The sequence below is a fragment of the Plantactinospora sp. B6F1 genome (genome assembly GCF_040120695.1).
Lineage (GTDB): Bacteria > Actinomycetota > Actinomycetes > Mycobacteriales > Micromonosporaceae > Plantactinospora.
In genome coordinates this window covers 125,842-151,403 of sequence record NZ_JBEEAC010000007.1, presented here as the reverse complement: position 1 = coordinate 151,403, position 25,562 = coordinate 125,842, and the positions used below count along the sequence as shown (strand labels likewise).

Genomic DNA, 25,562 nt, shown 5'->3' with positions numbered 1-25,562 from the left:
CATATCCAGTGGGTGCTCGGTGCGCGTCACACGGGGACGTACGGGCCGCAGCCCTCGGCGCCGTCGGTCGGATCGGGCCTGTCGGAAACCGTGACCGGGGAATCGTTCCGGGGAGTCGGAGTCGGAGGCGGAGGCGGCTCGGGCGGGGCCGGTTCGGGCGCGGGGGTACGGCGCGAACCGGTTTGGTCGGTCATAGGCTGATCTCCACGAGACGTCGGGGACGAAGCGAGTCTCTGTCGGGATCAACACACTTGTAATTGGGCAGATGACCTAATCAATGGGGGCGGCCGGATCCTCGACGGCGGGCACCCGGTCGAGGTCGAGGACGCTGACCGCGAGCGCGGTCCGCGAGGTCACGCCGAGCTTGCGCATGGCCGAGTTGAGTTGGGCCGCGACGGTCTTCGGTGATCGGGACAGGGCCTGGCCGATCTCCCGGTTGGTCTTCCCGGTGACCAGCAACCGGAGTACCTCCATCTCCCGAGGGGAGATCTGCCCGCCGTAGCCGCGCCGTCCTCGCCGGTTGGGCCTGATCCGTATCCCGTGCTCGCCGAGCTGGCGTGCCACCCGGTCCGCGTCCGGTCGGGCGCCCAGGTGGACCAGCCCTTCGTGCGCGTCCATGAGCGCCGCGAGGGCGTCCGGTTCCCGGCCGGCCGCGAGCAGGCATCCGGCCCGGCGCTCCTCGGCCAGCAGCGCGCCGTACGGGCGGGACATCTCCTGCCAGGCAGCGGCGACCCGCGAATACCGGCGGGCCGCGTCGATCACATCCCCGCGATGCGCGGCCAGCGCCGCCCGGCACCAGGCCAGCGCCGCCCGCGGCGCGGGCATCTCCCGGCCGCGCAGCCCTCGGCCGAACCAGTCCACCACGTTGGCGGCCTCCGCGTGCTGGCCGGTCGCCAACAGGGCGTCCACCCGGACCGGGACCAGTTCGGTCGCCCACATCCACACGCGCTTGCTCCGCAGCACGGCGACAGGTGCCTCGGTGACCCGCGCCGCGTGCTCCGGGCTCCCCCGCTCCAGCCAGCACTGGCCCAGGTGCGCGGCCGCCCCGATCACCAGACTCAGTTCGGCGTGCCGGTCGGCCAGCACGGATTCGAACGCCTGGGCGGCACGCTCGATGGCACCGGTGACCCGTAGCATCAGTCCGGCGACGAGCCTCGCCTCCAACCGGCTCGGCCAGAGGGCGTCGTCATCGCCGTCGATCGCCCGGGCGCGCTCGGCCAAACCCTTCCACTGCCCGACGTACCAGTCGACGTGGCACCCGGTCGACCGGATCATGTCGTGGATCCCGGCGTCCTGGACGCGGTCGGCCAATGCCGCGGCATCGGCCAGGTGGGCGGTGGCCCGGTCGTACCAGCCCCATCGCATCGCGGCGTCCGCCATGTTCACCCGTGCCGACGCCAGGGCGTGGCGCTCCGCCGCGGTGGTCGCGTCGTCGGGCAGGTCCCGGGCCGCCACCCAGCCCTCGTCCAGGCCCAGCGCGAGCAGTGCACTGGCCTCGTTCACCTGGTACGCCAACCGGCTGGCCCGATCCGCCGGTCTGGGCAGCGCGGCAGCGCGGCGCAACCATCGCAGGTGCTCGGCGACTGAGCAGCTCAGACCGGCGGGGATGGCCAGGGCCAGCATCGCCCGGCTGGCGATCGCCGGATCATCGCGCACGTCCGGGACCACGCGCAGCAGCTCGACCCGACCCTCCTCGTCGCGTTTGGCGAGTATCAGCAATCGGGCCAGCGGGAACCGGACCTGAGCCCGTTGGTCGGGGGGCAGGTCGAGCCGGTCCAGCATCGACCGCAGCGCGTCGGTCAGCTCCGTGTACCGGCCCGGAGGGCGCACGCTGCTGACCTCGATGGTGCTGACCAGCCGCAACACCGACCGGTCCGCCCGGTCGGCGTTGGCCAGCAGGTCCCGCAGCAGCGAAACGGCCGAGGTGTGGTCGCCGGCATCCAGCGCCCTCGCCGCGGCCAGCTCGGCGTACCGGCACCACCGGGAAAGTTGACCGGCGCGCCGGAAGTGGTATGCCAGCCGCTCCACCGGCTGACCGGTGACCGACTCGAGTATCTGACCGGCGCGCAGGTGCAGCTCCCGACGCCGGCCCACCGGGATCGTGTCGTAGATCGCCGTCGCCGCCAGCGCGTGTCGTGGGGCGATCGTGCCGCGGTCGACGACGAGCAACCCGGACTCCAGGGCCGCGCCCAAGGCTCCCTCCGCGTCGGGCGGGTCGGCCACGGCCAGCAGGGTGGCCTCGTCGACCGGGTCGCCCAGCACCGCGGCGGCCCGGAGGAGTCCACCGACCTCCGGCGGCAGCCGGCCGACCCGTTCCAGTACGGCGTCACGGACCGTGGGCGGCACCTCGATCGAGGTCAATTCGCGGCGCATCCAGTGGCCGCCCTCATGAACGAGGTCGGCCCGGTCGTACAGCAGGCGGACGAGTTGTTCGATGACGAACGGGATCCCCCCGGTCCGCCGGCACACCAGCTCGGTGAACTCTCCGGACACGGCTTCACCGCCGAGCATCGCCGACACCAACTCACCCGTACGAGCCGCGTCCAGCCCGGCCAGGCTCAGCCGGATGAACGTGGCGCCGGCCGGTGCCCTGGAGGTCAGCCGGGGCAGCAGCGAGCCGGCGGATACGTCCTCGGGCCGGTACGTGACCACCAGGCTCATCGGCCGGGCCGGCCGCGCCGCCACGAACATCAGGAACTCGATCGTGGCCTCGTCCGCCCAGTGCGTGTCCTCGGCCACCAGGACCGTCACACCCAACTTGTCGAGCACCTCGACCAGCGCCCGGAACAACCGGTGCCGGGACGCCCGTGCGTCCTCAAGCGGTTCGGGCGCGGGCGGCAGCTCGCCGGCCCACTCCGGGAACAGCGGCCGCAGTGTCCCGGCCAGGCCGGACAGGCGCAGCCCGGCGACGTGGTCGACGGCCTGACGGATCGCGTCGACGACCGGCCCCAGGGTGAACGGCTCCCGGAAAGGTGGACAGACCATGGTCAGACACCGGTGCCGCCGACCTTCGGGCGAGGCGAGCAGTTCGCGAACCAGCCAGCTCTTGCCGATACCGGCCTCACCCTCGACCAGCAGGACCGCCGGTGGGCGGGCGAGCGCCCGCGCCAAGGCGGTGAGCTCCGCGTCCCGGCCGACAAACACGCGATCGAAGGGCACGACCCGCTGACGATCCCCCGAGACCGCGTTTCCAGCAACCGATGAACCCATCCACCAGCACCGCCCGAGTGATGCCCCGACCCGTTGTGGGAACCGACAATAACCGGTGATCACCCCAGCTCATAGCGTTGATCAGATTCTCGCAGCGAAGCTCTCTCGTGATGGCCAGCGGCTATGGGTGAGGCCGGACGTCATGAGCGGGTGGGCGGACCGGCGGCTGGACGCGGCGGGCCAGCCTGCGCCCCCATGTCTGGCTCGGCGCTTCGATGTGACGGTAGGTCAGTACGCACAGCGGAATCAGGACCGCGTAGAACGCCACTTCGAGTACGAGATTGTTCTGCTGCCACCGGCCGATGGTGCCGTCGGTCACCGCCAGCAGCACCGGATGCACCAGGTAGACCGAATAACTGATCGTGCCCAGTCCGGTCAACCAGCCCGGTACCCGTCGATGGCGTAACGCCAGCCCGACGCCGAAGGTGAGCACGGCCAGCAGGAAGGCCACGATCCAGCCGCGCCGGGTGAAATGTCCCGCATCGCCGAACGCGTACGCACTTCCTACCGCGCAGCTGAGCACCACGGCGGCGGTGCAGCCCGCGACCCGCCAGGAACTCTGACCGTGCTCGGCCCGGTAGATGGCGGTGCCGAGGAACATGACGGCGAGGATCACCATCCCCTCCCAGATCGGCACCGTGCCGTTGAGGGGGACCAGAAGGAGCGCCAGCGCCCCGCCCAACAAGCCACCGAACAGGCGAAACGCGAGTGGCGTGGCGCTCGCACCGCAGATGGCGATCACCATGGCGATCGAGGCAAGCGCGATCAGCGGGCCGGTGCCGACCCTGTCGGAGAGGGCCGAGGCCGGCAATGTGAGACCCGCCGCCACGCTCGCGGCGGCGAGCACGGCCAGGATGACCGCGACCGCCGTCGAGCGTTGGTGCAGACGGACGGTGAAGAGAGCCACGACCAGCAGGTAGAAGGCCATCTCGTACGACAGCGTCCATAGGACGAGCAGGAGATTGGGCGTACCCAGCAGCTCCTGGAGCATGGTGAGGTGGGCGAGGGTCACCGTGGCCACATTCCGCTGACCGAAGTCGCGGAGGTTCGCGACGCCCAGCAGACCGGCGGCAAGGACCGCGACGACGACCGCCACCCACAACGGGTAGATGCGGAACACCCGTCCGATCCAGAATGTCCTGATGCAGCCCCTGCGCTCCAGCGACGCCGGGATGATGTAGCCGCTGACCAGGAAGAACACCATGATGCCGTACCTGCTGGTGTTGAACTGTGCCATCAGCTCCGGTCGCAGCTCCGCCATGAAGGCGTACGACGAGTGGTCGAAGACGACGACGAGTGCCGCGATGCCGCGCAGCGCGTCCAACCAGCCCAAGCGTGATGCGCGGCCGGAGGCACCGGATGCGGCTGGCCGTGCCGGCGCGGCGGATGCTCCCGGCGGCGGGTGGACGGGGTGGGCGGTGTCCATACTCATCCTTTGCATGAATCGTCGCCGATGTCCGACGACGACCATCATGCACCGGTCGATCTCGATCCGATGCTTGGCTGGGGCGCGTACCGGGGGTGCGGTTGCGATGCCGATGGCGTACCGGATTGAGCCTCGGGAGCGTGCCCTCCGGGGCGCGGAGCGGGAAACTGATTGAATGGCGGCCCGACGAGGTCATCCGCGAGGAGGGGCATGACCCTGACCAGCCGTCTCGCCCGGCGTACGGACCTACCGGAGCTGCTGCCGCTGATCGACGCCGCGATCACCGAGCTGCAGAAGGGTTTCCTCGACGAGGCGCAGATCGCCTCCAGCCGCTCGATCATGGGCATCGACACCCAGCTCATCGACGACGGCACCTACTTCGTGGTCGAGTCCGGCGGCAGGCTCGCCGGCTGTGGCGGGTGGAGCCGTCGGGCCACCCTCTACGGCGGTGACCACTCGTCCGGACGCGACCCGGCGATGCTCGACCCGGCCCGGGATCCCGCGAAGGTCCGCGCCATGTACACCCATCCGGACTGCACGCGCCGGGGCGTCGGCCGGCTGATCCTCGCCCGTTGCGAGGAAGCCGCCGCCGCCGAGGGTTTTCGCACCCTCGAACTGATGTCGACGCTCGCCGGCCGGCCACTCTACGAGCCGGCCGGGTTCGTACCGGTCGAGCAGGTGGTGGACCCGGCCGGCGGCGTACCCGTGCGGCTGGTCCGGATGCGCAAGCCGATCGAGGCGGTGGCGCGCTGACAACCCGGCGGGGCGGGCGGCCGCCACGGAACGCGTCGGCGGCCACCGGGTCGAGCTGACCGCCTCCGGGCGGTCAGCCGCCGTCGATCGCGCGTTCGAGCAGGGTACGGTGCCGGACCTCCATCCGGCGGTCCGCGTCCGCCAGGGGAGCGCCCGCAGCGGGCGGCCGGGGCGGTCGACTCCGGCGTCGCCGCCCGCCCGTTCGCCGACGGAGCCGACCGTGCCGGACGCGGTGAAGCTGCTCTGACGCTGTGAAGCCGATCTGAAGTAGCCGAGCGCGATGGTGGTGGCGGTCGAACCGACCATCAAACGCGCGAGAAGGGGGACCGATCATGCGTAATGTTCGGTGGCGTCATCGACCGCTCCGGTTGGCCAGGGCGGTTGCCGTCGTACTGACGTTGGCGGGCGTGGGGGTGGTGGCCTCCGCGCAGTCGAGCAGCGCGGCGAGCGAACGGGAGTGCCAGATCGTGCTCGGTGCCGCACCGGCACCGGGTGCCGCCTCGCCGGTGTTGTCCCGGGAGTGTGCCGGGTCGGGCGAACGGCTGGTCGCGCCCGCCGCCGACACGCTGCTCATGACGTGGTACGAGGGCTACAACTACGGCGGAGACTCGACCAAGGTGTACGGATCAGGTGGCCCGTGCGACACGGGTGGCTACGGCATCGCCAACGTGGGTGCGGCATGGAATGACCGGATCCGGTCCTACAAGGTGTTCAACGAGTTTTAGCGGGGAATCCCGGCCGTTCAGGGTCGGGAGGAATCGCGTCACGGACCGGGATGTTTCTGGTTCTCTATGTACTCGCGGATCACGCTCAGCGGCGCGCCGCCGCACGAGCCGGCGAAGTAGGAGGGTGACCAGAGGTGGCCGTGCATGATGTGTCGGTTGATCCGGCCGGTGAACTCCTGCCGCAAGTAGTGGGCGGAGACGCCCTTGAGCCGGTTGACCAGGGTGGAGATTGGCAGCTTCGGCGGGTAGTGGACGAGCAGGTGCACGTGGTCGTCCTCGCCGTTGAACTCGTGCAGATCGGCGCCGAGCTTGGCGCAGACGTCGGCCATCACCTGTCGGCAGCGGGTCAGCATTTCGTCGGTCAGCACGTCACGGCGATACTTGGTGACGAAGACAAGATGGACGTGCAGGTTGTAGACCACGCTGCGACCGCGACGAACATTGGGGTCGGGCGACCATCGAGGCGACATAGACAAGATGCTACATTGGGTGATGTGAAGGTCACGGTACAGGTCCGATTGTTTCCCGACGCCACCCAGGAGGCGGCGCTGCGGGCGACCCTGGACCTGTGCAACGAGGCCGCGAACTGGACCTCGTCCGAGGCGTACCGAACCCGGACGTTTGCGAAGCAGGCGGTGCAACGACTCACCTACGGCCGCCTGAAGACAATGGGCCTGTCCGCACAGCCGGCGATCCACGTGGCCCGTAAGGTCGCCGGCGCGTACGCCACCCTGAAGGCGAACATCAGGGCCGGAAACCTCGGCAAGCCCGGATCGAACCGGCGGACGAAGGCCGAGAGCAAGCCGATTGCGTTCCGGCGGGACGCGGCCCAACCGTTCGACGACCGCTGCCTGTCGTGGCAGATCGCCGACCGCACCGTGTCGATCTGGACGGTCGGAGGCCGGCTGAACAAGGTCCGGTTCGCCTGCTCCGACAGTCAGCACGCGACCCTGGCCACGTACCGCGCAGGCGAGTCCGACCTGGTCCACCGAGACGGCAAGTGGTACCTGTACGCCACCTGCGACCTGCCGGACGTCGAGACGAAGGAGCCCGGTGGTTTCCTTGGCGTCGACCTCGGCATCGCGAACATCGCGACGACCTCCGACGGCGCCCGCTACTGCGGCAAGGGCCTGTACCGGGTCCGGCACCGCAACCAACGGCTGCGGACCAAACTCCAGAAGATCGCTACGAAGTCCGCAAAGCGGTTGCTGCGCAAGCGTTCCCGCAAGGAATCGCGGTTCGCCGCCGACACCAACCACGTCATCTCGAAACGCATCGTGACCGAGGCCGAACGCACCGGCCGTGGAATCGCCCTGGAAGACCTCGGCGGCATCCGCGACCGGGTACGGCTCCGACGGCCCCAGCGGGTCACTTTGCACTCGTGGTCGTTCCACCAGCTCGGCCGGTTCGTCGCCTACAAGGCGGCCCGCGCCGGGGTCGCGGTCGCCCACATCGACCCGGCGTACACCTCGCAGGCGTGTTCCACCTGCGGGCACATCGCCCGAGCGAACCGCCCCAACCAGTCCACCTTCAGATGCACGTCGTGCGGCTTCGCTGAGCATGCCGACGTGAACGCGGCCCGAAACATCGCAGCACGCGGTGTCGAGGGCTGGGCAGCTGTCAGCCTGCCGAACGCGGCGTGACCGATGCATCCAACACCGAGTCGCGATCCGCAAGCTCGGCCCTTCAAGGCCGAGAAGCTGACCAACTGCAACTACTCGGCGACCTTCGAACACGTGAACTGGGGCGGACTCTGTTTCGAGGGGTACGGCACCGTGCTGTCGAGAGCGCCGATCACCAGCTCGGTCTGGGTCTCCAGCGGCAAGTTCGCCTGGGATCTGTGTGACTGAGAACCGGTAGTCGCGGTCGACCGTGGGAGAACGCCGGGGTGACCGGCTTCTCCCACGTCGTCGTCGACACCGACGACGACATGGGGCGGCCGAGCGGCCCTGCACGGCCGGGTGCGGCCTTGTCCCACTGCCCGGTGCCCCACTGCCCGGACCTTGGTTGACTGGCGGGCGACACAGGCACTATCGAGTCCAGCCGTTCGATCATGGGCATCGACACCCAGTTGATCGACGACGGGACCTACTTCGTGGTCGAGTCGTCCGGCACGCTCGCCGGCTGCGGCGGATGGAGTCGCCGGGCCACCCTCTACGGCGGTGACCACTCCCGGGGCCGCCACCCCGGACTGCTCGACCCGACCCGGGATCCGGCCAGGGTCCGCGGCATGTACACCCATCCGGGGTTCGTCCGGCGGGGCGTCGGTCGGCTGATCCTCGCCCGCTGCGAGGAGGCCGCCGCGGCCGAGGGCTTCCGGACGCTCGAACTGATGTCGATGCTCGCCGGTCGGCCACTCTACGAGGCCGCCGGGTTCGTGCCGGTCGAGCAGGTTGAGGACCCGACCGGCGGCGTACCCGTGCGACTGGTCCGGATGCGCAAGCCGATCGCGGCGCCGACACACTGACCAGATCCGCGGCCGACGGCCGCCGGCGCGCTGAACGTGCCGACGGCCGCCGGGCACTCAGCCGCCGGAAACGGCGCGGTCGAGCAGGGTACGGTGCCGGATCATCCATCCGGCGGCCCGCGCCCGCCAGGCCAGCGCCCAGAGCGGCGTCGGGTCGGTCGACTCCGGCGTGATCCGGGCCCGGGCCGCCTCGGCGGCACAGTCCCGGATCGCGAACTCGATCATCCGGCCGACCAGGCCGGCCCGGTCCGCCGCCGGCAGCTCGTAGCCGTCCAGGAACAGCCGTAGCTGCCGGGCCCGGCCTGCCGAATCCGGCAGGTGGTGGCGTTCGGCGATGTCGTCGTCGTGCAACTGGGCGTTCCACCATGCGGTGCCGACCACCTCGTCGAGCCGGTCGACCGGTCCGGCGAGGGTCCAGTCGATGAACGCCACCGGCCGGCCGGCCCGGGCCACGACGTGCCACGGCCCGGCGTCGCAGTGCCCGATCACCGTGTCGGGCCCCTCCCGGTGCATCCACCACGGCTGCCACCGGGCGCCCGGCGGTGGCCGGAAGCTCGCGGTGGCGTCGTGCAGGTCGCGCAGCAGCCTGCCGACCTGCCAGATCCCTTCGTCCGTCCAGGCGTGTGGGTGCATGATGTCGCCCTCGACGTACGTCAGCATCTCGTTGCCGTTGCCGTCGATGCCGGTACCGACCACCCAGGGTGAGCCGGGAAACCCGACCTCTTCCAGGTGGTGCAGCAGGGCGTGCACGGTACCGGTCCAGGGTTTCGCGGCACGCCGCACGATCTGGCCGGTACGGATGACCTGACTTGGTCCGCCCTCGGCCGCCGTCAACGGCTCGAAGGATGTCGCGGAATCCACTAGTACTCCTCGGTTCAGCGCAATGAGCGGTGAGAGACAGCATCGGATCGCCGACGCCAAGGGCTGGCCGCGGAGGGCTTCCGCGGCCAGCGGGGACCGCTACGACGCGAGGAGTCGGCGGCTCGGCCGGCGGGGAAGGGCCGGCAGGAGCCGCTGGGGCGGGTGTCCGGAGGTCAGCTCGCGGTGCGACCGCGCGTCGTGGCGGTGGTGGCTATCGCGCCAGTGACCGGGTGAGCCATCTCGTCGACCTCCTCGAAGAGTCGGGGCATCGCGAGGCTACGACACCGCCCCACCGGCCGCCACCGGATTTCCGCCGGCCGGCCGGCGGGGCCGGTCACCGGACTCCGCCGGCCGGTCCCGCCGGTTGAACGTGCCCGCGGCGCTGCTGAAACCGGGCAACCGAGGCGGTCCCTGGGGTCCGTGGTAGCGCCTAGACTCCGTGCTGTGCAGCAGATCGTGCCGTTCGTGGTGCTGGCCGGCGCGCTCGCCGCGGTCCTGGGCGGGTTCGCCTGGCTTGCCTCCCGGGCCCGACGGAGCGGCGTCGGCCGGGCGCTCCTGGGTCCGCTCGACGAGGTCTACCACCCGGCCGCGCACCGGTCGCGGATCGAGATCCAGGTGCAGGCCGAGCGTCAGGCGCCGGCACCGGCGCCGGGTGACGGGTTGCGCCGGGCCGGAGCCGCGCGGCCAGGTCCGGCCGGGGACTGGTGATTGGAGCGGACGCGCGGGCCGGCTGAGGTCACGCCCGCGCCGCTCAGGAAAGTGCGGAGGAGTCCGGGGCGAACCAGCTCCCGGCGGTCTCCGTGGCGAGCGCGTGCGCGATCGTGGTCCGGGCGTGCTCGTCCAGCGGCGGCAGCCGATCGGGCGCGAACCAGCCGACCGCGACCGACTCGTCGTCGTTGACCCGGGCGACGCCGTCGAGCAGCCGGCAACGGAAGCCGATGTTGAGGAACTGGCACCGGTCGCCGTTCGGATAGGTGTGCGGGCGGGCCACCACGCTCGTCACCCGCTCCGGCAGCACCCGTACGCCGGTCTCCTCGAAGACCTCCCGGACCAGTGCCTCGGCGGGCTGCTCGTCGGGCTCGACGATGCCGCTGACGACCGACCAGCGCCGGTCGTCGGAGCGCTGGCCGAGCAGCAGCTCCCCGGCGTCGTTGCAGACCACGGCGCTCACGCTGGGCAGCCAGAGCAGGTCGTGCCCGACGAGTTTGCGGATCCGTGCGACGTACTCCGGGACGGCCATGCCGAGGACCATAACCGCCGGCCGGCCACGGGACCCTGACGCGCCCGGTGCCGGTCTCAGCCGCCCGGTCCGGCGGCCGGGCTGGGCTCGTCGGCCGGATGGCCGGGCTCGTCGAATGGGCGGCCAGGGTTGTCGACCGGCTGGCTGGGCTTGTCGACCGGCTCCGTGCCGGGTGTCGGCGCGGGCTGGCCGGCCGGCTGGCTCGGTACCGCCGTCGGCGTCATCCCGGGCAGCATGCTGTCCGGGCAGGGCACCTCGACCCGGGAGAAGTCGGCCCGCTCCTGGTCGACGACCTGACGGAAACAGACCCGTACCTCGGTCCGCTTCCGCCCGGCCATCGCGGGCCGGGACATCGTCACGTGCACCCGGAACACCAGCCGTACGCCGGGGGAGCGACGCCGGTCGGTGCCGTTGACGCTGAGTACCTCGACCCGTCCGCTCCGGGTCGCGGTCTGCCCGAGTTCGGCGGCGCTGTCGCCGACGCCGTGCACGAGTGCCTCACCGATCAGCGCGGCCTGGCGTACCGCTTCCTGTCGGGCCCGTTCCTCGATCGACGGCTCTGTCGCGATACGGATAATGGTGTGCGCGGCGCTGCCGACGAGCAGCACCAGAATGGCCAGCGCGACCATTGACAGGACCCGGCCGAGCCGTCCTGTCGCACCCAAGCGTCGCATGCTGCCCACACCGCGAATTGTGCTCCATCCTGCGCCGCGAAGTGCCAGGTCAGCCTGATGAGGCGGGAGATGGAGCCGGTCGGCGGGGAAATTCTTTCCGGCGCCCGCGCGGCACGTCGCCATCGCCTTCGGGGGCCGCTGACGGCGGTGAATCCCTTGCCGCAGAATGCCTTTCCCCCGTACGGCGGCACTTTGCCGTTTCTCCGGTGACGGTTATCCGATCGGGTCTACTGTGGAAGTCGCTCTGTCATTTTGCGCGAAACGGTAGCGCTTGGGCGGTTTGCCGTGCACAGTTACCCCATGAGCGACAGCGGGAGTGATGTGCGGTACTTCTGGTGCATCCGTCATCACCGGGTCGAGACCGGTGACGACGTCTGCCCGGCGAGGTACGTGCTCGGTCCGTACGCCTCGACAGCCGACGCGGAGCAGGCGCTGCAGCAGGTGCAGCAGCGCAACGAAGCGTGGGACGCCGAGGATGCCCGCTGGGCCGGGGAGGAGCGCTAGACCGGCGCGGCGACAGCCCGCGTCGAGAAACTCCGTGGTGCTCCGCGAGGAGACCCCCGAGAGCATGTCCCGCAAGGAGGAACACAGATGGCCGAAGCAACCAGGGCCACCCGCTCGGTAGCGAGAAGTGCTGCCGGCAAGAAGACCGCGGCGCGCAGCCGGACCGTGGGGGCCAGCCGGGCCACCCCGGCCCGCAAGGCCGCCAGTTCGTCGGTGGCCAAGCAGGCACCCGCGAAGAAGGCCCCGGCCAAGCGTGCGACGGCGGCGAAGAAGGCGCCGGCGAAGAAGGCAGCGGCAAAGCGGGCGCCGGCGAAGAAGGCCACCGCGAAGACCACCGCGCGGGCGGCGACGGGCCGCGCCGGCACGGCGAAGCGCACCACCGCGGCGGCGAAGAAGACCGCCGGCACCGCGAAGCGCACCACCGCGGCGGCGGCGAAGAAGACCGCCACCGCGGCGAAACGGGCCACGGCCGGCAAGAAGACCACCGCTGCGGCGCGGAAGAGCACCGCGGGGGCGAAGCGGACCACCGCGGCGGCGAAGAAGGCCCCCGCCAAGCGGACGACCGCGACCAAGGCGCCGGCGAAGCGGGCGACCGCGAAGAAGGCCCCGGCCAAACGGGCGACCGCGACCAAGGCACCGGCCAAGCGGGCGACGGCCAAGAAGGCACCGGCAAAGCGGGCGACCGCGGCGACGAAGCGGACCGGCACGACGGCGAGCAAGGTCACCGGCCGTAAGGCGCCCGGCCGGCAGGCCGCGGCCCGGAAGGCTCCGGCGAAGGCGCCGGCGCGGAAGGCCACTAGGGCGACCGCGCGGAAGATGACGGGTTGAGTTCCCACCGGAACGCCCGGCGGGCGTTCCGGTGCGGTGGCAATCCCCGGGTACCTCACGCCGCCCGGCCCGGCACCGCCGACGGGCCGGGCGGTCTGCGAGGATTCCGGCATGGCATATGACGCGAGCGTGCTGCCGGACGTCACCGGACTCACCGTCGGCATCATCGGCGGCACGGGCGACCAGGGACGGGGACTGGCCTACCGGCTGGCCCGGGCGGGGCAGCCGGTGCTCGTCGGCTCCCGCTCGGCGGGCCGGGCGGAGCAGATGGCGGCCGAACTCCGTACCCTGCCCGGAATGCCGGCCGACGCGTCGATCGCCGGCGGCGACAACGCCGAGGTGGCGGGCCGCTCGGACGTGGTCATCATCGCGGTGCCCTGGGAGGGACACCGGGACACCGTCGCCGGGCTGCGCGAGGCGCTGGCCGGCAAGGTGGTCGTCGACTGCGTCAACCCGCTCGGCTTCGACCGGCAGGGGCCGTACCCGCTGCGGGTCGAGGAGGGTAGCGCCGTGCAGCAGGCGGCGGCGCTGCTGCCGGACTCCCGGGTCTGCGCCGCCTTCAACCACGTCAGCGCGCCACTGCTGGCCGACCCGGAGGTCGACCGGATCGAGCTCGACGTGCTGATCTGCACCGAGGAACGCGAGCTGGTGGGGCTGGTCGGCGCGCTGGCCGCGCGGATCCCCGGCATGCGCGGCGTCTACGCCGGGCGGCTGCGCAACGCGCACCAGATCGAGGCGTTCACCGCCAACCTGATCGCGATCAACCGGCGCTACAAGGCGCACGCCGGGATCCGGGTCACCGACGTCTGAGAGCGCGGCGGCGGGGCCGGCTCCGGCCCGCCGGGAGGACCACCACCACGGCGGCGGCCCTCCCGACCGGTCGGGATCGTCGGGGACCGGAAGGGTGGATCAGAAGGTGTGCTCGTCGGTGGGGAACTCGCCGTCCCGCACCTCGGCGGCGAACCGCCGGGTCGCCTCGGTGAGCGTGCCGTGCAGGTCCGCGTAGCGCTTCACGAACCGGGGCAGCCGGCCGGACCGCAGCCCGGCCATGTCCTGCCAGACCAGCACCTGGGCGTCGGTGTCCGGGCCGGCCCCGATCCCGATGGTGGGAATCGCCAGCTCGTGCGTGACCCGCTTGGCCACCTCGCCCGGCACCATCTCCAGGACGACCGAGAAGGCTCCCGCCTCGGCGACCGCGAGGGCGTCCGCCAGCACGTCGTCGGCGGCCTCGCCCCGGCCCTGCACCCGGTAGCCGCCGATGGCGTGCTCCCGTTGCGGGGTGAACCCGATGTGCGCCATCACCGGCACGCCGGCCCCGGTGATCGCCCGGATCTGCTCCGCCACCTGCCGGCCGCCCTCCAGCTTGACCGCGTGGCAGCCGCCCTCCTTCATGAACCGTACGGCGGTGCGCAGCGCCTGGGCCGGCCCCTCCTCGTACGAACCGAACGGGAGGTCGCCGACGACCAGCGGGTAGCTGGTGGCGCCCACCACCGCGCGCACCAGCGGAAGCAAATCGTCGACGGTGACCGGCAGGGTCGTGGGGTAGCCGAAGACGTTGTTCGCCGCCGAGTCGCCGACCAGCAGTACCGGAATCCCGGCCTGGTCGAAGATCGCGGCGGTGTACTGGTCGTACGAGGTGAGCATCGGCCACCGCTCGCCGCGCTCCTTGGCGGCTACCAGGTCGCGGGCGCGTACCCGCCGGGTCGCCGGACCGCCGTACAGCGTCGCCACCTCGGCCGGGGCGGACGCCATCTGGTGTTCGGACATCGCTGTCTCCTCTCGCCTCGAGGCCGCGTTCGCGGTCCCCGGGTCACTGCCGATCGTCCCACCGCCGTGGGCGGCGACGGCAGGGAAGAGTGCAGGTTCTCACACCGGGAGACTGGTTCCGGGCCGGTCAGGGGCGCTCACGCCACCGGTTGGTGATCGGCAGCCGGCGATCCCGCCCGAACGCCTTCATGGAGATCTTCGGGCCGGGTGCGGACTGCCGCCGCTTGTATTCGGCGATGTCCACCATCCGGAGCACCTTGTCCACCACCTCCGGGTCGTGCCCGGCCGCGACCAGGTCGTCCCTGCCCTGGTCTCCGTCGACATAGCCGACCAGGATCGCGTCCAGGATCGAGTAGTCCGGCAGGGTGTCGGTGTCGAGCTGGCCGGGGCTCAGCTCGGCGCTCGGCGGCTTCCGGATCGAGTTCTCCGGGATCGGCGGCGTCTCGCCGCGCCGGACCGCCTCCGCGTTGCGCCAGTTCGCCAGCTTCCAGACCAGGCTCTTCCAGACGTCCTTGAGCGGATTGAAGCCGCCGACCGAGTCGCCGTAGAGGGTGGAGTAGCCGACCGCGAGTTCGCTCTTGTTGCCGGTGGTGAGCACGAGGTGGCCCTCCTGGTTCGACAGCGCCATCAGCAGCACCCCGCGTACCCGGGCCTGGAGGTTCTCCACCGACATCCCGTGCAGCGACAGGTTGGCCAGGAAGCCGTCGACCATCGGCTGGATCGGCTCGACCCGGTAGTCCAGCCCGGTCCGCTGGGCCAGTTCGGCGGCGTCGTCCCGGGAGTGTTCCGACGAGTGCTGGCTCGGCATCGAGACCCCGACCACCCGCTCCGGGCCGAGCGCGTCCACCGCGATCGTGGCGACCAGCGCCGAGTCGATGCCGCCGGAGAGGCCGAGCACCACCGAGCGGAAGCCGTTCTTGTCGGTGTAGTCGCGCAGCCCCAGCACCAGGGCCTGCCACACCTCGCCCTCGTCGACGACCGGCTGGGTGACGCCGCCGGTGACCCGGGGCCCGGTCGGGGCGGGCAGTCCGTCGCTGACCCGGACCCGGACGACGGCCATCTCGGCCCGGGCCGCGGCTCTGTCCTCCCGGGCGGCGGCCGTGTCCTCCGGGACGCCGGTCACGTCCTCCCGGGCGCCGGCCGTGTCCTCCGTGGCGGCGGCCACGTCCTCCCGGGCGCCGGCCGGCACCGGCTGTGCCGGCTCGGCGCCGGACGGGTCGACCCGGCCGGCGGGCAGGTCGAGGTCGTGCAGCAGCAGGTGCTCGACGAACTGCGGGGCGCGGGCCAGCAGGGTGCCGTCGGACGCGACGATCATCGAGTCGCCGTCGAAGACCAACTCGTCCTGGCCGCCGACCAGGTTGACGTACGCGACCGTCGCCTCGGCCTCGGCGGCTCGGCGGCGGACCAGCGGCAGGCGTACGTCGTCCTTGTTCAGCTCGTACGGCGAACCGTTGATGGTGACGACCAGCCCGACCCCGGCGCGGCGGGCGACCGTGAACGGGCCGCCGGCCTGCCACAGGTCCTCGCAGATGGTCAGCGCGACGTCGACCCCGCCGATCCGGACCACCGTCAGGGTGTCGCCCGGCACGAAGTAGCGGTCCTCGTCGAAGACCCCGTAGTTCGGCAGGTGGTGCTTGAAGTAGCGGGCGACGGTCCGCCCGTCGTGCAGGACGGCGAGGGCGTTGCGCGGCCCCCGGGCCGGGGTGGCCTCGGCGTTGGCGCTGGCCGGGCCGTCGGAGTCGAGGTAGCCGACCAGCACCGGCAGCCCGCCGAGCCCGTCGGCGGCGAGGTCGGCGGCGAGCCGGTCGAGGGTGGACCGGGAGGCGGCGACGAAGGAGTCCCGGAAGACCAGGTCCTCGACCGGGTACCCGGTGAGCGCCATCTCCGGGAAGACCACGAGGTGCGCGCCGGCTCCGGCAGCCTCCCGGGACCGCGCGCGGATCAGGGCCGAGTTGCCGGCGACGTCGCCGACGGTGGGGTTGACCTGGGCCAGGGCGATGCGCAAGGTCGGCATGTCCCCATCTTGCCGCAGCCGGTCCGGTTCGGCTCGGGCGCGCAGGGAGCCGTCCGGTCGGCTCGGGCGCGCGGGGCGCCGTCCGGTCGGTCCGCCGCGCCGGGAACCGCCCGGTGGACGCCGGAGCCGGTCCGGGGGTTATGTTTGGGGCGAACGCCCGGTAAGTACGCAGGCCGTGCCAGCCCACGCATCGGTTCCGATCTAGTTCCCGTAACGTCGGCGTAACGGAACCGGTGAAGACTGGACCGTCAGGCCGTGCGCCGGCTGGGCCGGTCCGAACATAGTGTGCGAGGGGTAGCGGTGGACCGTCAGCAGGAGTTCGTGCTCCGCACGCTGGAAGAGCGTGACATTCGTTTCGTCCGGTTGTGGTTCACCGACGTGCTCGGCACGCTGAAGAGCGTCTCGGTGGCCCCCGCCGAGCTGGAGGCGGCCTTCGACGAGGGGATCGGCTTCGACGGCTCCGCCATCGAGGGCTTCGCCCGGGTCTTCGAGTCGGACATGGTGGCGATGCCCGACCCGACCACCTTCCAGGTCTTCCCCTTCGAGGGCGGGGTCAGTGGCGAGAGCGCCCGGATGTTCTGCGACATCCTGCTCCCCGACGGCAGCCCGTCCTGGGCGGACCCGCGGCACGTGCTGCGCCGGGCGCTGTCCCGGGCCGCCGAGAAGGGCTTCACCTTCTACACCCACCCCGAGATCGAGTTCTTCCTGCTGGAGAACGGCCCCAACGACGGCTCGCTGCCGATCCCGGTCGACGACGGCGGCTACTTCGAGCACACCACCCACGCGGTGGCCCGGGACTTCCGCCGGCAGGCGGTACTGGCGTTGGAGCGGATCGGCATCTCGGTGGAGTACAGCCACCACGAGGTCGCGCCCGGCCAGCAGGAGATCGACCTGCGCTACGCCGACGCGCTCACCACGGCCGACAACATCATGACCTTCCGGCACATGGTCAAGGAGGTCGCGCTCTCCACCGGGGTACGGGCCAGCTTCATGCCGAAGCCCTTCACCGACCAGCCCGGCAGCGGGATGCACACCCACCTGTCGCTGTTCGAGGGGGAGCGGAACGCGTTCCACGACGCCAGCGACCCGATGAAGCTCTCCAAGGTCGGCCGCGCCTTCATCGCCGGGCTGCTGGTGCACGCCCGCGAATACACCGCGGTCACCAACCAGTGGGTCAACTCCTACAAGCGGCTCTTCCCGCAGGCGCTGCCGGACCGGATCACCGAGTCCCCGGCGTACGTCTGCTGGGGGCACCTGAACCGCTCCGCGCTGGTTCGGGTGCCCGCGTACGGCAAGCCGAACTCGGCCCGGGTGGAGATCCGCTCGCCGGACTCGGCCACCAACCCCTACCTCGCCTTCGCGGTACTGCTCGGCGCCGGGCTCAAGGGCATCGAGGAGGGCTACGAGCTGCCGCCGGGGGCCGAGGACGACGTCTGGGCGCTCTCCAACGCCGAGCGCAAGGCGGTGGGATACGAGTCGCTGCCGGAGAACCTCGCCGAGGCGATCGACGTGATGGCCGGCTCGGAGTTGGTCGCCGAGGTGCTCGGCGAGCACGTCTTCGACTTCTTCCTGCGCAACAAGCGCGCCGAGTGGGAGCAGTACCGCCGCGAGGTCACCCCCTACGAGCGGCAGCGCTACCTGGGTCTGCTCTAGCCGGGCGCTGCTCCGGGGTATCGGTCAGCCGCGCTTGTCGGGCCGCGTTATCGTCCCTGACGACGCGGCCCCCTCGTACGGCCGCCCACACCCGATCGGAGACAGACGGTGGTCGAGGACCTGCTCGTGGGAGCCTGGCAGAGCATCGTGTTCGGCGTGGTCGGCATCGCCTTGATGGCCGCGGGTTTCGGGCTTGTCGACCTGCTCACCCCGGGCCGGCTGCGCGAGCTGATCTGGGCACGCCGCAACGGCAACGCGGCGCTGTTGCTGCTCGCCAACCAACTCGGCATCGCCGCCATCGTCTTCACCGCGATCCTGACCAGCTACAGCGACTTCACCAAAGGGCTCGCCTCGACCGTCCTGTTCGGACTGATCGGCCTCGGGGTCATGGCGCTCGGCTTCCTGGTGCTCGACTGGCTCACGCCCGGCAAGCTCGGCGAGGTGATCTGCGCCGACGAGCCGCACCCCGCCGCCCGGGTCAGCGCCGCCACCCACTTCGGCGCCGCGCTCATCGTCTGCGCCAGCATCGCCTGACTCACCCCGCTGCTCGACCCGGTCCTTCCATCCCCGGCTGGTGGCGTCGAGGACCCACCCGGGAGTTCCGGGCTCAGCGTACGGCGGGGGAGACCGTCAGGGTGCCGGCGTCCGCATCCAGCGTCGCCGGTACGCCGACCGGCACGGTGAGCTGCCCGACCCCGTGCCCGATCGGCAGCCCGCCGAGCACCGGCACGCCCAGGTCGCCGAGGCGTTCGGCCAGCACCTCGGCCACCCCGACCGCCCAGCCGTCCGCGCAGTCGGTGAACTGGCCGACCGCCACCCCGGCCACCCCGGCCAGCGCCCCGGTGCGGCGCAGGTGGGTGAGCATCCGGTCGATCTTGTACGGCGGCTCCCCGACATCCTCGACCAGCAGGACCGCCCCGGTCAGGTCCGGCATGTCGGGGGTGCCGAGGGAGTGTGTGAGCAGGCAGAGGTTGCCGCCGAGCAGCCGGCCGGTGGCCCTACCGGGAACCAGCACGCTCGCGGTCTCCTCGGTCGGCAGCCGGTGCACCACCACCGGCTCGGGGCACATCAGCGCGGCGCGCAGCGACTCGGCCGAGACCGGTGGGGTGCGCTCGTCCAGCCAGGCCGCTCCCGGGCCGTGCACGGTGGCCAGCCGGGCGCCGCGCCAGAGCGCGAGTTGCAGCGCGGTGATGTCGGAGAACCCGGCCACCACCTTCGGGTCGCGGCGCACCGCCGACATGTCGATCGCGTCGACCACCCGCTGCGCGCCGTAGCCGCCCCGGGTGCAGAGCACGCCGCGTACCGCCGGGTCGGCGAAGGCCGCGTTCAGGTCGGCGGCGCGCAGCGCGTCGTCCCCGGCGAGGTAGCCGCGCCGGGCGTACGCGTTCGGGGCGAGGACCGGACGAAGGCCCCAACCGGTGAGCAGTTCCACGCCGCGGGCGACCCGGTCCGCCCGGGTCGGCCCGGACGGCGACACCAGCAGCACCGTGTCACCGGGCCGCAGCGCCGGTGGTCGCACCGCCTGATCGTCGGCCACCTCGCCTCCTCGCTCCGCTCGGCCCCGAGCCTATCGGTGGCGGTCGGGCGCACCGGATAGCCTCGACACCGTGGCAACCGAGACCGGAACCGAGAGCGACACCGGCAGCACGGGCGGCACCGCCACCGCGCTGGTGATCGAGAACGACCCGACGGACGACGTCCGCCGGCTGGGGGAGTGGCTCACCGAGGCCGGACTCGACCTGGCGGTGCTCCGGCCGCACGCCGGGGACCCGCTGCCCGACGACCTGACCGGGTACGCCGCTCTCGTGGTCCTCGGCGGCTACCAGCATCCGTACCCGGCACCCGACGGCACCCCCGGGGCGCCCTGGTTCCCCGCCCTGGAGGGGCTGCTCCGCAAGGCGGTCCGGCACCGGGTGCCGACCCTGGCGATCTGCCTCGGCGCCCAACTGCTGGCCACCGCGCACGCCGGTACGGTGCAGCGGAGCGCGGCCGGGCCGGAGGTCGGGCCCAGCGTGGTCGGCAAGCGCGACGCGGCCGAGCACGATCCGCTCTTCCGGTACGTGCCGATGATCCCGGACGTGTTCCAGTGGCACGTCGACGAGATCACCGAGCTGCCGCAGGGCGCGACCCTGCTGGCCGCCTCGACCCGCTATCCGCACCAGGCGTTCCGGCTCGGTGACCGGGCCTGGGGCCTCCAGTTCCACATCGAGTGCGACGCCGCGATGATCGCCGACTGGGCGACCGACTCGGCGACGCTGGCCGAGCTGGGCTACGACCCGGAGCTGGTGGTGGCCGCCTGTGCCGAGGTGCTGGCCGACGTGGAAGAGGTGTGGCAGCCGTTCGCGGCCCGGTTCGCGGCCCTGGCCCAGGGCCGGCTCGACGACGTCCCGCCCCGGCCCACCCTGCCGCTGCTCGGGCACTAGGAGCCGCCGCCGATGACGGACCCGGGAGACCGCCCCCGATCGACACGACGGACTCCGGTGTGGTCGTCGACGACCGACACGGGAGGCGGCCGCCGATGAGCAGACCGATCAGCGCGACCGGCCGGCTCGCCCGGTACGGCTTCGGGGTGGGCGACCGGGAACGGGTTGGCGGCGACGGGGTGGGCCGCGCTGCCGACCTGCTCGGGCCGGACGGGCTCGGGCTGTGGGACGTCGACACCCAGGAGCCGGTGGACGAGCCGGCCGGCGAGCTGCTCACCGCGCTTTCCCGGGCCGCCGACCCGGACCTGGCCCTGCGCCAACTCCACCGGATCGTCGAGGCGGAACGCCGCATCGCGCCCCCGGCGAGGCGTGCCGGCGCGGCTGGCGGCAGGGGCGCCGACAGCGCGCTTGGCGACACCGGCGACGACACGGGCGACGGAGGGGGGAGCCTGCTCGCCGCCCTGCACACCGATTCGGGGCTGCGTCGCCGGCTGCTCGCCGTGCTGGGCGCCTCGTCCGCGCTCGGCGACCACCTGGTGGCCCACCCGGAGCAGTGGCGGGCACTGCGTACCGGGGTCGACGGACTGCCACCGGACGCCGACGGACTGCTGCATCGGGATCGCGCCGATCCCGGCGGCGGACCGGACCCGCTGCCGGTGGTGGCGGCGCTGCGCCGGGCGTACCGGCTGGCCCTGCTGCGGATCGCGGCGGCCGACCTGACCGGCGGGCGCGGCCTGGAGCAGACCATGGCGGCGCTGTCGGCGCTCGCCGACGCCACCCTGGCCGACGCGTACGGTATCGCGGTCGGCGAGCTGCCGGCGGGTAAGGCGCCCCGGCTGGCGGTGGTGGCGATGGGCAAGTGCGGCGGCAACGAGCTGAACTACGTCTCCGACGTCGACGTGATCTTCGTGGCCGCCACCGACGAGGACCTGCCGGCCGCCACCCGGGTGGCGACCCGGATCATCGAGATCTGCGGGCTGGTGGCCTGGCCGGTGGACGCCGCGCTGCGGCCGGAGGGCAACCGGGGGCCGCTGGTGCGTACCCTCGCCAGCCACCTCGCCTACTACCGCCGCTGGGCCCGGACCTGGGAGTTCCAGGCGCTGCTCAAGGCCCGCCCGGCGGCCGGCGACGTCGCGCTGGCCCAGGAGTGGATCGACGCGCTCGCCCCGCTGGTCTGGCAGGCCGCCGAACGGCCGGAGGCGGTCGAGGACGTCCGGGCGATGCGCCGCAAGATCATCGACAACATACCGCCCCGCGAGCTGGAGCGGGAGATCAAGCGTGGGCCGGGCGGGCTGCGGGACATCGAGTTCGCGGTGCAGCTCCTGCAACTGGTGCACGGCCGGGGCGACGAGTCGCTGCGTGCCCCCGGCACCATCCCGGCACTGCGGGCCCTGGTTGCCGGCGGATACGTGGGGCGGGCCGACGGCGAGGCGCTGCTGCGCGGGTACCGCTTTCTGCGCGGGGTCGAGCACCGGCTCCAGTTGCAGGCGCTGCGGCGTACCCACACCGTGCCGGCGGACCGGCCGGCACTGCGCTGGCTCGCGCACGCGCTCGGCTACACGGCGCTGCCCGGCCGGGACGCCGTCGAGGCGTTCCGGGCCGACTGGGTCGGCCACGCCACCGAGGTACGCCGGCTGCACGCCAAACTGCTCTACCGCCCGCTGCTGGAGGCGGTCGCCCGGGTCCCCGCCGACGGGCTGCGACTCACCCCGGAGGCGGCTCGGAACAGGTTGGAGATCCTCGGCTTCGCCGACCCGACCCGGGCGCTGCGGCACCTGGAGGCGCTGACCGGCGGGGTGACCCGGACGGCCGCGATCCAGCGCACCCTGCTGCCGGTGCTGCTCCAGGAGTTCGCCGACGCGCCCGAGCCGGACCGGGGACTGCTCAACTACCGCCAGGTCTCCGACAAGCTCGGCGGCACCCCGTGGTACCTGCGGCTGCTCCGTGACGGGGGGCCGGTGGCCCGCCGGCTGGCCCGTACCCTGGCGGTCTCCCGCTACGTCGCCGACCTGCTGGCCCGGGACCCGGAGGCGCTGCGGCTGCTCGCCGACGACACCGAGCTGACCCCCCGGGACACCGAGGTGTTGCGGGACGGGTTCGTGGCCGCAGCCGACCGCTACCTCGTCGGCCGGGGATCGCAGCCGGCCGACCCGACCGAGGCGATCCGGTCGGTCCGGGCGCTGCGTGGCAGGGAACTGATCCGGATCGCCTGCGCCGACGTGCTCTACCGGGCGGGGTCGTTGGCCCCGGCCGGTCGGACCGGGATGGCCGTGACCGTCGCCCCGGAACCGGCCCCGGCCGGCGTCGTCGGCGACTCCGATGTGCTCACCGTCGGCGCGGCGCTCTCCGCCGTCACCGACGCCACCCTGCGGGCGGCGCTGCGGGTGGCCCGGGCGACCCGGCCGGCAATGCCCGGACTGCGGTTCGCGGTGATCGGGATGGGTCGGCTCGGCGGGTACGAGATGAACTACCTCTCCGACGCCGACGTGCTCTTCGTCTACGACGCCCCGCCCGGGGTGGCCGAGGACGCGGCCAGCGCGGCGGCCCGGGCGATCGCCGAGGAACTGCGCCGGCTGCTCGCCATGCCGGCCGCCGACCCGCCGCTCGGGGTCGACGCCGACCTGCGCCCCGAGGGCCGGCAGGGGCCGCTGGTCCGCAGCCTCGGCGCGTACGCGCAGTACTATGCCCGCTGGTCCGAGGTCTGGGAGGCACAGGCACTCCTGCGGGCCCGGCACGTCTGCGGCGACGCCGACCTCGGGCGCGAGTTCGAGGCGGTCGCCGATCCGGTGCGCTATCCGGAACGAGGACTGGCCCGGGAGCAGGTGGTGGAGATCCGCCGGATCAAGGCCCGGGTGGAGACCGAACGGCTGCCCCGGGGCGCCGACCCGGCCACGCACACCAAACTGGGCCGGGGCGGGCTGGCCGACGTGGAGTGGGCGGTGCAGCTCACCCAGCTCCGGCACGCCGGTCGACTGCCCGAGCTGCGCTGCACGCGTACCCTCGACGCGCTGGCCGCCGCCCGGGAGGCCGGGGTGATCGACGGCGCCGACGCGGCCGCGATGGCCGCCGGGTGGAGCATGGCGGCCCAGGTGCGCAACGCGCTGATGCTGGTACGCGGCCGGGCCGGCGACCAGCTGCCCCGGCACGGTGTGGAGCTGGCCGGCGTGGTACGCCTGCTCGGCGGCGGCGACCCGGGCGAGTTCCTGGACCACTACCTGCGGACGGCGCGACGATCCCGGGCGGCGGCGGAGCGTGTGCTGAATGCCTGACCGGCGCCGGGTCATCCGGGTGCTGTCCGGCGCGGTCGGCCTGGCCGGCGTGCTGACGGTCGCCTTCCTGCTCGCCCCACCGCTCGGCACCGACCTCTCCGCCCAGGTCGCCCGGGCCAACTTCTTCGGCCGGCACGGAATTGCCCCGCTGGACCTCGGGTGGTACGCCGGAATCTCGCCGTACGGCTACAGCATCGTCACCCCGCCGCTGATGCACTGGCTCGGTGCCGACACCCTCGGCCCCCGGCTGGCCGGTGCGCTCGCCCTGCTGGTCTCGGCGGCGGCACTGGCGCTGCTGATGCTGCGCACCGGCGCCCGCCGGCCGGTGCTCGGCGGAATGGTCGGCGCCGCCTGCATCGCCGGCAACCTCGTCTCCGGCCGGATCACCTACGCGATCGGGGTGGCATTCGGACTCCTCGCCCTGCTCGCGCTGACCAGCACCGTCCGGCCGGCGCTGCGCCGGGGCCTGGCCGGGACGGCGGCCGCGCTGGCCGGGGCGGCGAGCCCGGTGGCGGGCCTCTTCGTGATGCTCGCCGGCGCGGGTAAGGAAGGGCCCCCGCTTATCGCTTTCGGTAGTAGAAGGGCCCCCTCCTTACACCTCAGCCTCGACGGGCCGGTGCTGGTGGCGGCCGCCGGGGTGCCGACGGTGGCGCTGGGGCTGGTGTTCGGCGCGGGTGGCTGGATGAACATCAGCCTGGCGGACACGGTGACGGCGGCGGTGGCGAGTGTGCTGGTGGCGCTGCTGGTGCCGCGCCGGGAGGTCCGGGCCGGGGCGGTGCTGGCCACGCTGGGAGTGCTGGCCGCGTTCGCCATCCGGACCCCGGTGGGGCTGAACGCCACCCGGCTGGCCGCGATGTTCGCGCTGCCGGTGCTGGTGGGCTATGGGACGCTGCCGGCCGGACTGGTCCGGAGGTGGCCCCGGCGGGCGGCCGGAGCGGTGCTGGTCGCGATCATGGCGTTGGTCGCCGTGGTGGAGCCGCCGGTCTCGGTGGCGGACCTGCGCGCGGCCGGGGACCCGACGGCGTCCCGGAGCTACTTCGCACCGCTGCTGGCCGAGCTGGCCCGCCGGCCACCCGGCCGGGTCGAGGTGATTCCGACGGCGAACTACTGGGAGGCGGCGTACGTCCCGGAGGCCGCGCCGCTGGCCCGGGGCTGGCTGCGCCAGGCTGACCAGGCACACAACCGGCTCTTCCTGGACGGCAGCGTCGACGCGGAGTCGTACGGGCACTGGCTGCGGCACAACGGTGTCCGGTACGTCGCGCTGGCCGGGGCGGAGCCGTCCTGGGTCGGCCGCCGGGAGGCGGAACTGGTCCGGGGCGGGCTGCCGTACCTGACCCCGGTCTGGCGGCACCCGGACTGGACCCTGTACGCGGTCGCCGGCTCGCCGTCCATCGTGGAGGCGATCGGGTCACCGCCGGTCACCCCGGGTGGGGGCGACCCACCGGACGGTGCCGAGGGACCGGTGCCCGGGACCCCGGGCGTGGAGCTGGTGCGGGCGACGTCGGCGGAGTTGACGGTCGACGTGCCGGCGGCAGGGGAGACCCTGCTCCGGCTGCGCTGGTCGAGGTGGCTGCGGGTGGAGGGCCCCGACGCCTGCCTGGCCCCGTACGGCGACTGGACGGTGCTCCGGGTGGCACGGGCCGGCAGGTACTCGATCAGCGGTGCCCTGGCCGGCGCGGGGCCGCGCTGTCCGGGCTGATCGACCCCCCGCCCGCCCCGCGGCGGAGCGGCACGTGGGCCGCTGGCGG

General features: G+C 72.6%; 23 protein-coding genes. 14 read left to right on the top strand and 9 right to left on the bottom strand.

Annotation, left to right across the window (positions count from 1 at the left end; all coding sequences use genetic code 11):
* Window positions 1-270: 270 nt before the first annotated feature.
* Entirely contained in the window at window positions 271-3,159 is a 2,889-nt protein-coding gene (locus ABNF97_RS12595) for a helix-turn-helix transcriptional regulator (RefSeq protein WP_349338626.1), read from the bottom strand.
* A 172-nt stretch (window positions 3,160-3,331) separates the two neighbouring features.
* The gene (locus tag ABNF97_RS12590) at window positions 3,332-4,534 is read right to left on the bottom strand and encodes an acyltransferase family protein (protein WP_349338625.1); all 1,203 of its coding nucleotides are present in this window, start codon (window positions 4,532-4,534) and stop codon (window positions 3,332-3,334) included.
* A gap of 312 nt (window positions 4,535-4,846) precedes the next feature.
* Between ABNF97_RS12590 and ABNF97_RS12585 the strand changes: the two genes are divergently transcribed.
* Both ABNF97_RS12585 and ABNF97_RS12580 read left to right on the top strand, forming a co-directional pair.
* Complete coding sequence (locus tag ABNF97_RS12585; protein ID WP_349338624.1) at window positions 4,847-5,389, top strand: GNAT family N-acetyltransferase; 543 nt, start codon at window positions 4,847-4,849, stop codon at window positions 5,387-5,389.
* A 332-nt stretch (window positions 5,390-5,721) separates the two neighbouring features.
* A complete protein-coding gene (locus ABNF97_RS12580; RefSeq protein ID WP_130460845.1) occupies window positions 5,722-6,114 on the top strand; it encodes a hypothetical protein in 393 nt (130 codons plus the stop codon).
* Window positions 6,115-6,152: 38 nt separating this feature from the next.
* Here ABNF97_RS12580 and tnpA read toward each other — a convergent pair whose 3' ends face one another.
* Window positions 6,153-6,584 (bottom strand): IS200/IS605 family transposase, encoded by a 432-nt coding sequence (gene tnpA / locus ABNF97_RS12575; protein WP_130460844.1) that lies wholly within the window; start codon window positions 6,582-6,584, stop codon window positions 6,153-6,155.
* Between tnpA and ABNF97_RS12570 the strand changes: the two genes are divergently transcribed.
* The 3 genes from ABNF97_RS12570 to ABNF97_RS12560 all read left to right on the top strand — a co-directional run bounded on the left by ABNF97_RS12570 (window position 6,513) and on the right by ABNF97_RS12560 (window position 8,581).
* A complete protein-coding gene (locus ABNF97_RS12570; protein ID WP_349338623.1) occupies window positions 6,513-7,757 on the top strand; it encodes an RNA-guided endonuclease InsQ/TnpB family protein in 1,245 nt (414 codons plus the stop codon). The genes tnpA and ABNF97_RS12570 overlap by 72 nt on opposite strands.
* 3 nt (window positions 7,758-7,760) lie before the next feature.
* A complete protein-coding gene (locus ABNF97_RS12565) occupies window positions 7,761-7,964 on the top strand; it encodes a hypothetical protein (protein ID WP_130460842.1) in 204 nt (67 codons plus the stop codon).
* Window positions 7,965-8,167: 203 nt separating this feature from the next.
* Window positions 8,168-8,581: a GNAT family N-acetyltransferase gene (locus ABNF97_RS12560; RefSeq protein WP_130460841.1), complete on the top strand. Its 414-nt coding sequence runs from the start codon at window positions 8,168-8,170 to the stop codon at window positions 8,579-8,581.
* A gap of 57 nt (window positions 8,582-8,638) precedes the next feature.
* On the opposite strand, the gene ABNF97_RS12555 is transcribed toward ABNF97_RS12560, so the two are convergent.
* A complete protein-coding gene (locus tag ABNF97_RS12555) occupies window positions 8,639-9,442 on the bottom strand; it encodes an aminoglycoside phosphotransferase/kinase family protein (protein ID WP_207230401.1) in 804 nt (267 codons plus the stop codon).
* A gap of 444 nt (window positions 9,443-9,886) precedes the next feature.
* Between ABNF97_RS12555 and ABNF97_RS12550 the strand changes: the two genes are divergently transcribed.
* Window positions 9,887-10,150, top strand: a complete 264-nt coding sequence (locus ABNF97_RS12550) for a hypothetical protein (RefSeq protein WP_349338622.1) — start codon at window positions 9,887-9,889, stop codon at window positions 10,148-10,150.
* Window positions 10,151-10,193: 43 nt separating this feature from the next.
* On the opposite strand, the gene ABNF97_RS12545 is transcribed toward ABNF97_RS12550, so the two are convergent.
* Window positions 10,194-10,682 (bottom strand): NUDIX hydrolase, encoded by a 489-nt coding sequence (locus ABNF97_RS12545; RefSeq protein WP_349338621.1) that lies wholly within the window; start codon window positions 10,680-10,682, stop codon window positions 10,194-10,196.
* Between the two features lie 56 nt (window positions 10,683-10,738).
* Window positions 10,739-11,347, bottom strand: a complete 609-nt coding sequence (locus ABNF97_RS12540) for a hypothetical protein (RefSeq protein ID WP_130460839.1) — start codon at window positions 11,345-11,347, stop codon at window positions 10,739-10,741.
* 309 nt (window positions 11,348-11,656) lie between these two features.
* On the opposite strand from ABNF97_RS12540, the gene ABNF97_RS12535 reads away from it, so the two are divergent.
* From ABNF97_RS12535 to npdG, 3 genes are all read left to right on the top strand, one after another.
* Window positions 11,657-11,860: a hypothetical protein gene (locus ABNF97_RS12535; RefSeq protein WP_130460838.1), complete on the top strand. Its 204-nt coding sequence runs from the start codon at window positions 11,657-11,659 to the stop codon at window positions 11,858-11,860.
* 87 nt (window positions 11,861-11,947) lie between these two features.
* Complete coding sequence (locus tag ABNF97_RS12530; RefSeq protein WP_165436595.1) at window positions 11,948-12,688, top strand: histone; 741 nt, start codon at window positions 11,948-11,950, stop codon at window positions 12,686-12,688.
* 111 nt (window positions 12,689-12,799) lie between these two features.
* The gene (gene npdG / locus ABNF97_RS12525) at window positions 12,800-13,498 is read left to right on the top strand and encodes an NADPH-dependent F420 reductase (protein ID WP_130460836.1); all 699 of its coding nucleotides are present in this window, start codon (window positions 12,800-12,802) and stop codon (window positions 13,496-13,498) included.
* A gap of 99 nt (window positions 13,499-13,597) precedes the next feature.
* On the opposite strand, the gene panB is transcribed toward npdG, so the two are convergent.
* Window positions 13,598-14,455, bottom strand: coding sequence for a 3-methyl-2-oxobutanoate hydroxymethyltransferase (gene panB, locus ABNF97_RS12520; RefSeq protein ID WP_502930479.1), 858 nt, complete (start codon window positions 14,453-14,455; stop codon window positions 13,598-13,600).
* A 127-nt stretch (window positions 14,456-14,582) separates the two neighbouring features.
* Entirely contained in the window at window positions 14,583-16,469 is a 1,887-nt protein-coding gene (locus ABNF97_RS12515) for an NAD+ synthase (RefSeq protein ID WP_349338620.1), read from the bottom strand.
* 300 nt (window positions 16,470-16,769) lie between these two features.
* Here ABNF97_RS12515 and glnA point away from each other — a divergent pair, with 300 nt between their 5' ends.
* On the top strand, window positions 16,770-18,122 hold the full coding sequence (gene glnA, locus ABNF97_RS12510; RefSeq protein ID WP_130460834.1) for a type I glutamate--ammonia ligase: 1,353 nt from the start codon (window positions 16,770-16,772) through the stop codon (window positions 18,120-18,122).
* 108 nt (window positions 18,123-18,230) lie between these two features.
* Window positions 18,231-18,656, top strand: a complete 426-nt coding sequence (locus ABNF97_RS12505; protein ID WP_130460833.1) for a DUF350 domain-containing protein — start codon at window positions 18,231-18,233, stop codon at window positions 18,654-18,656.
* A gap of 73 nt (window positions 18,657-18,729) precedes the next feature.
* On the opposite strand, the gene ABNF97_RS12500 is transcribed toward ABNF97_RS12505, so the two are convergent.
* A complete protein-coding gene (locus ABNF97_RS12500; RefSeq protein ID WP_130460832.1) occupies window positions 18,730-19,659 on the bottom strand; it encodes an LD-carboxypeptidase in 930 nt (309 codons plus the stop codon).
* A gap of 70 nt (window positions 19,660-19,729) precedes the next feature.
* Between ABNF97_RS12500 and ABNF97_RS12495 the strand changes: the two genes are divergently transcribed.
* The 3 genes from ABNF97_RS12495 (at window position 19,730) to ABNF97_RS12485 (ending at window position 25,513) form a co-directional block, all read left to right on the top strand.
* On the top strand, window positions 19,730-20,545 hold the full coding sequence (locus ABNF97_RS12495) for a glutamine amidotransferase-related protein (RefSeq protein WP_130460831.1): 816 nt from the start codon (window positions 19,730-19,732) through the stop codon (window positions 20,543-20,545).
* Window positions 20,546-20,640: 95 nt separating this feature from the next.
* Window positions 20,641-23,814, top strand: a complete 3,174-nt coding sequence (locus tag ABNF97_RS12490; protein ID WP_130460830.1) for a bifunctional [glutamine synthetase] adenylyltransferase/[glutamine synthetase]-adenylyl-L-tyrosine phosphorylase — start codon at window positions 20,641-20,643, stop codon at window positions 23,812-23,814.
* Window positions 23,807-25,513, top strand: coding sequence for a hypothetical protein (locus ABNF97_RS12485; protein WP_349338619.1), 1,707 nt, complete (start codon window positions 23,807-23,809; stop codon window positions 25,511-25,513). The genes ABNF97_RS12490 and ABNF97_RS12485 overlap by 8 nt, the downstream gene beginning before the upstream one ends.
* Window positions 25,514-25,562: the final 49 nt, after the last annotated feature.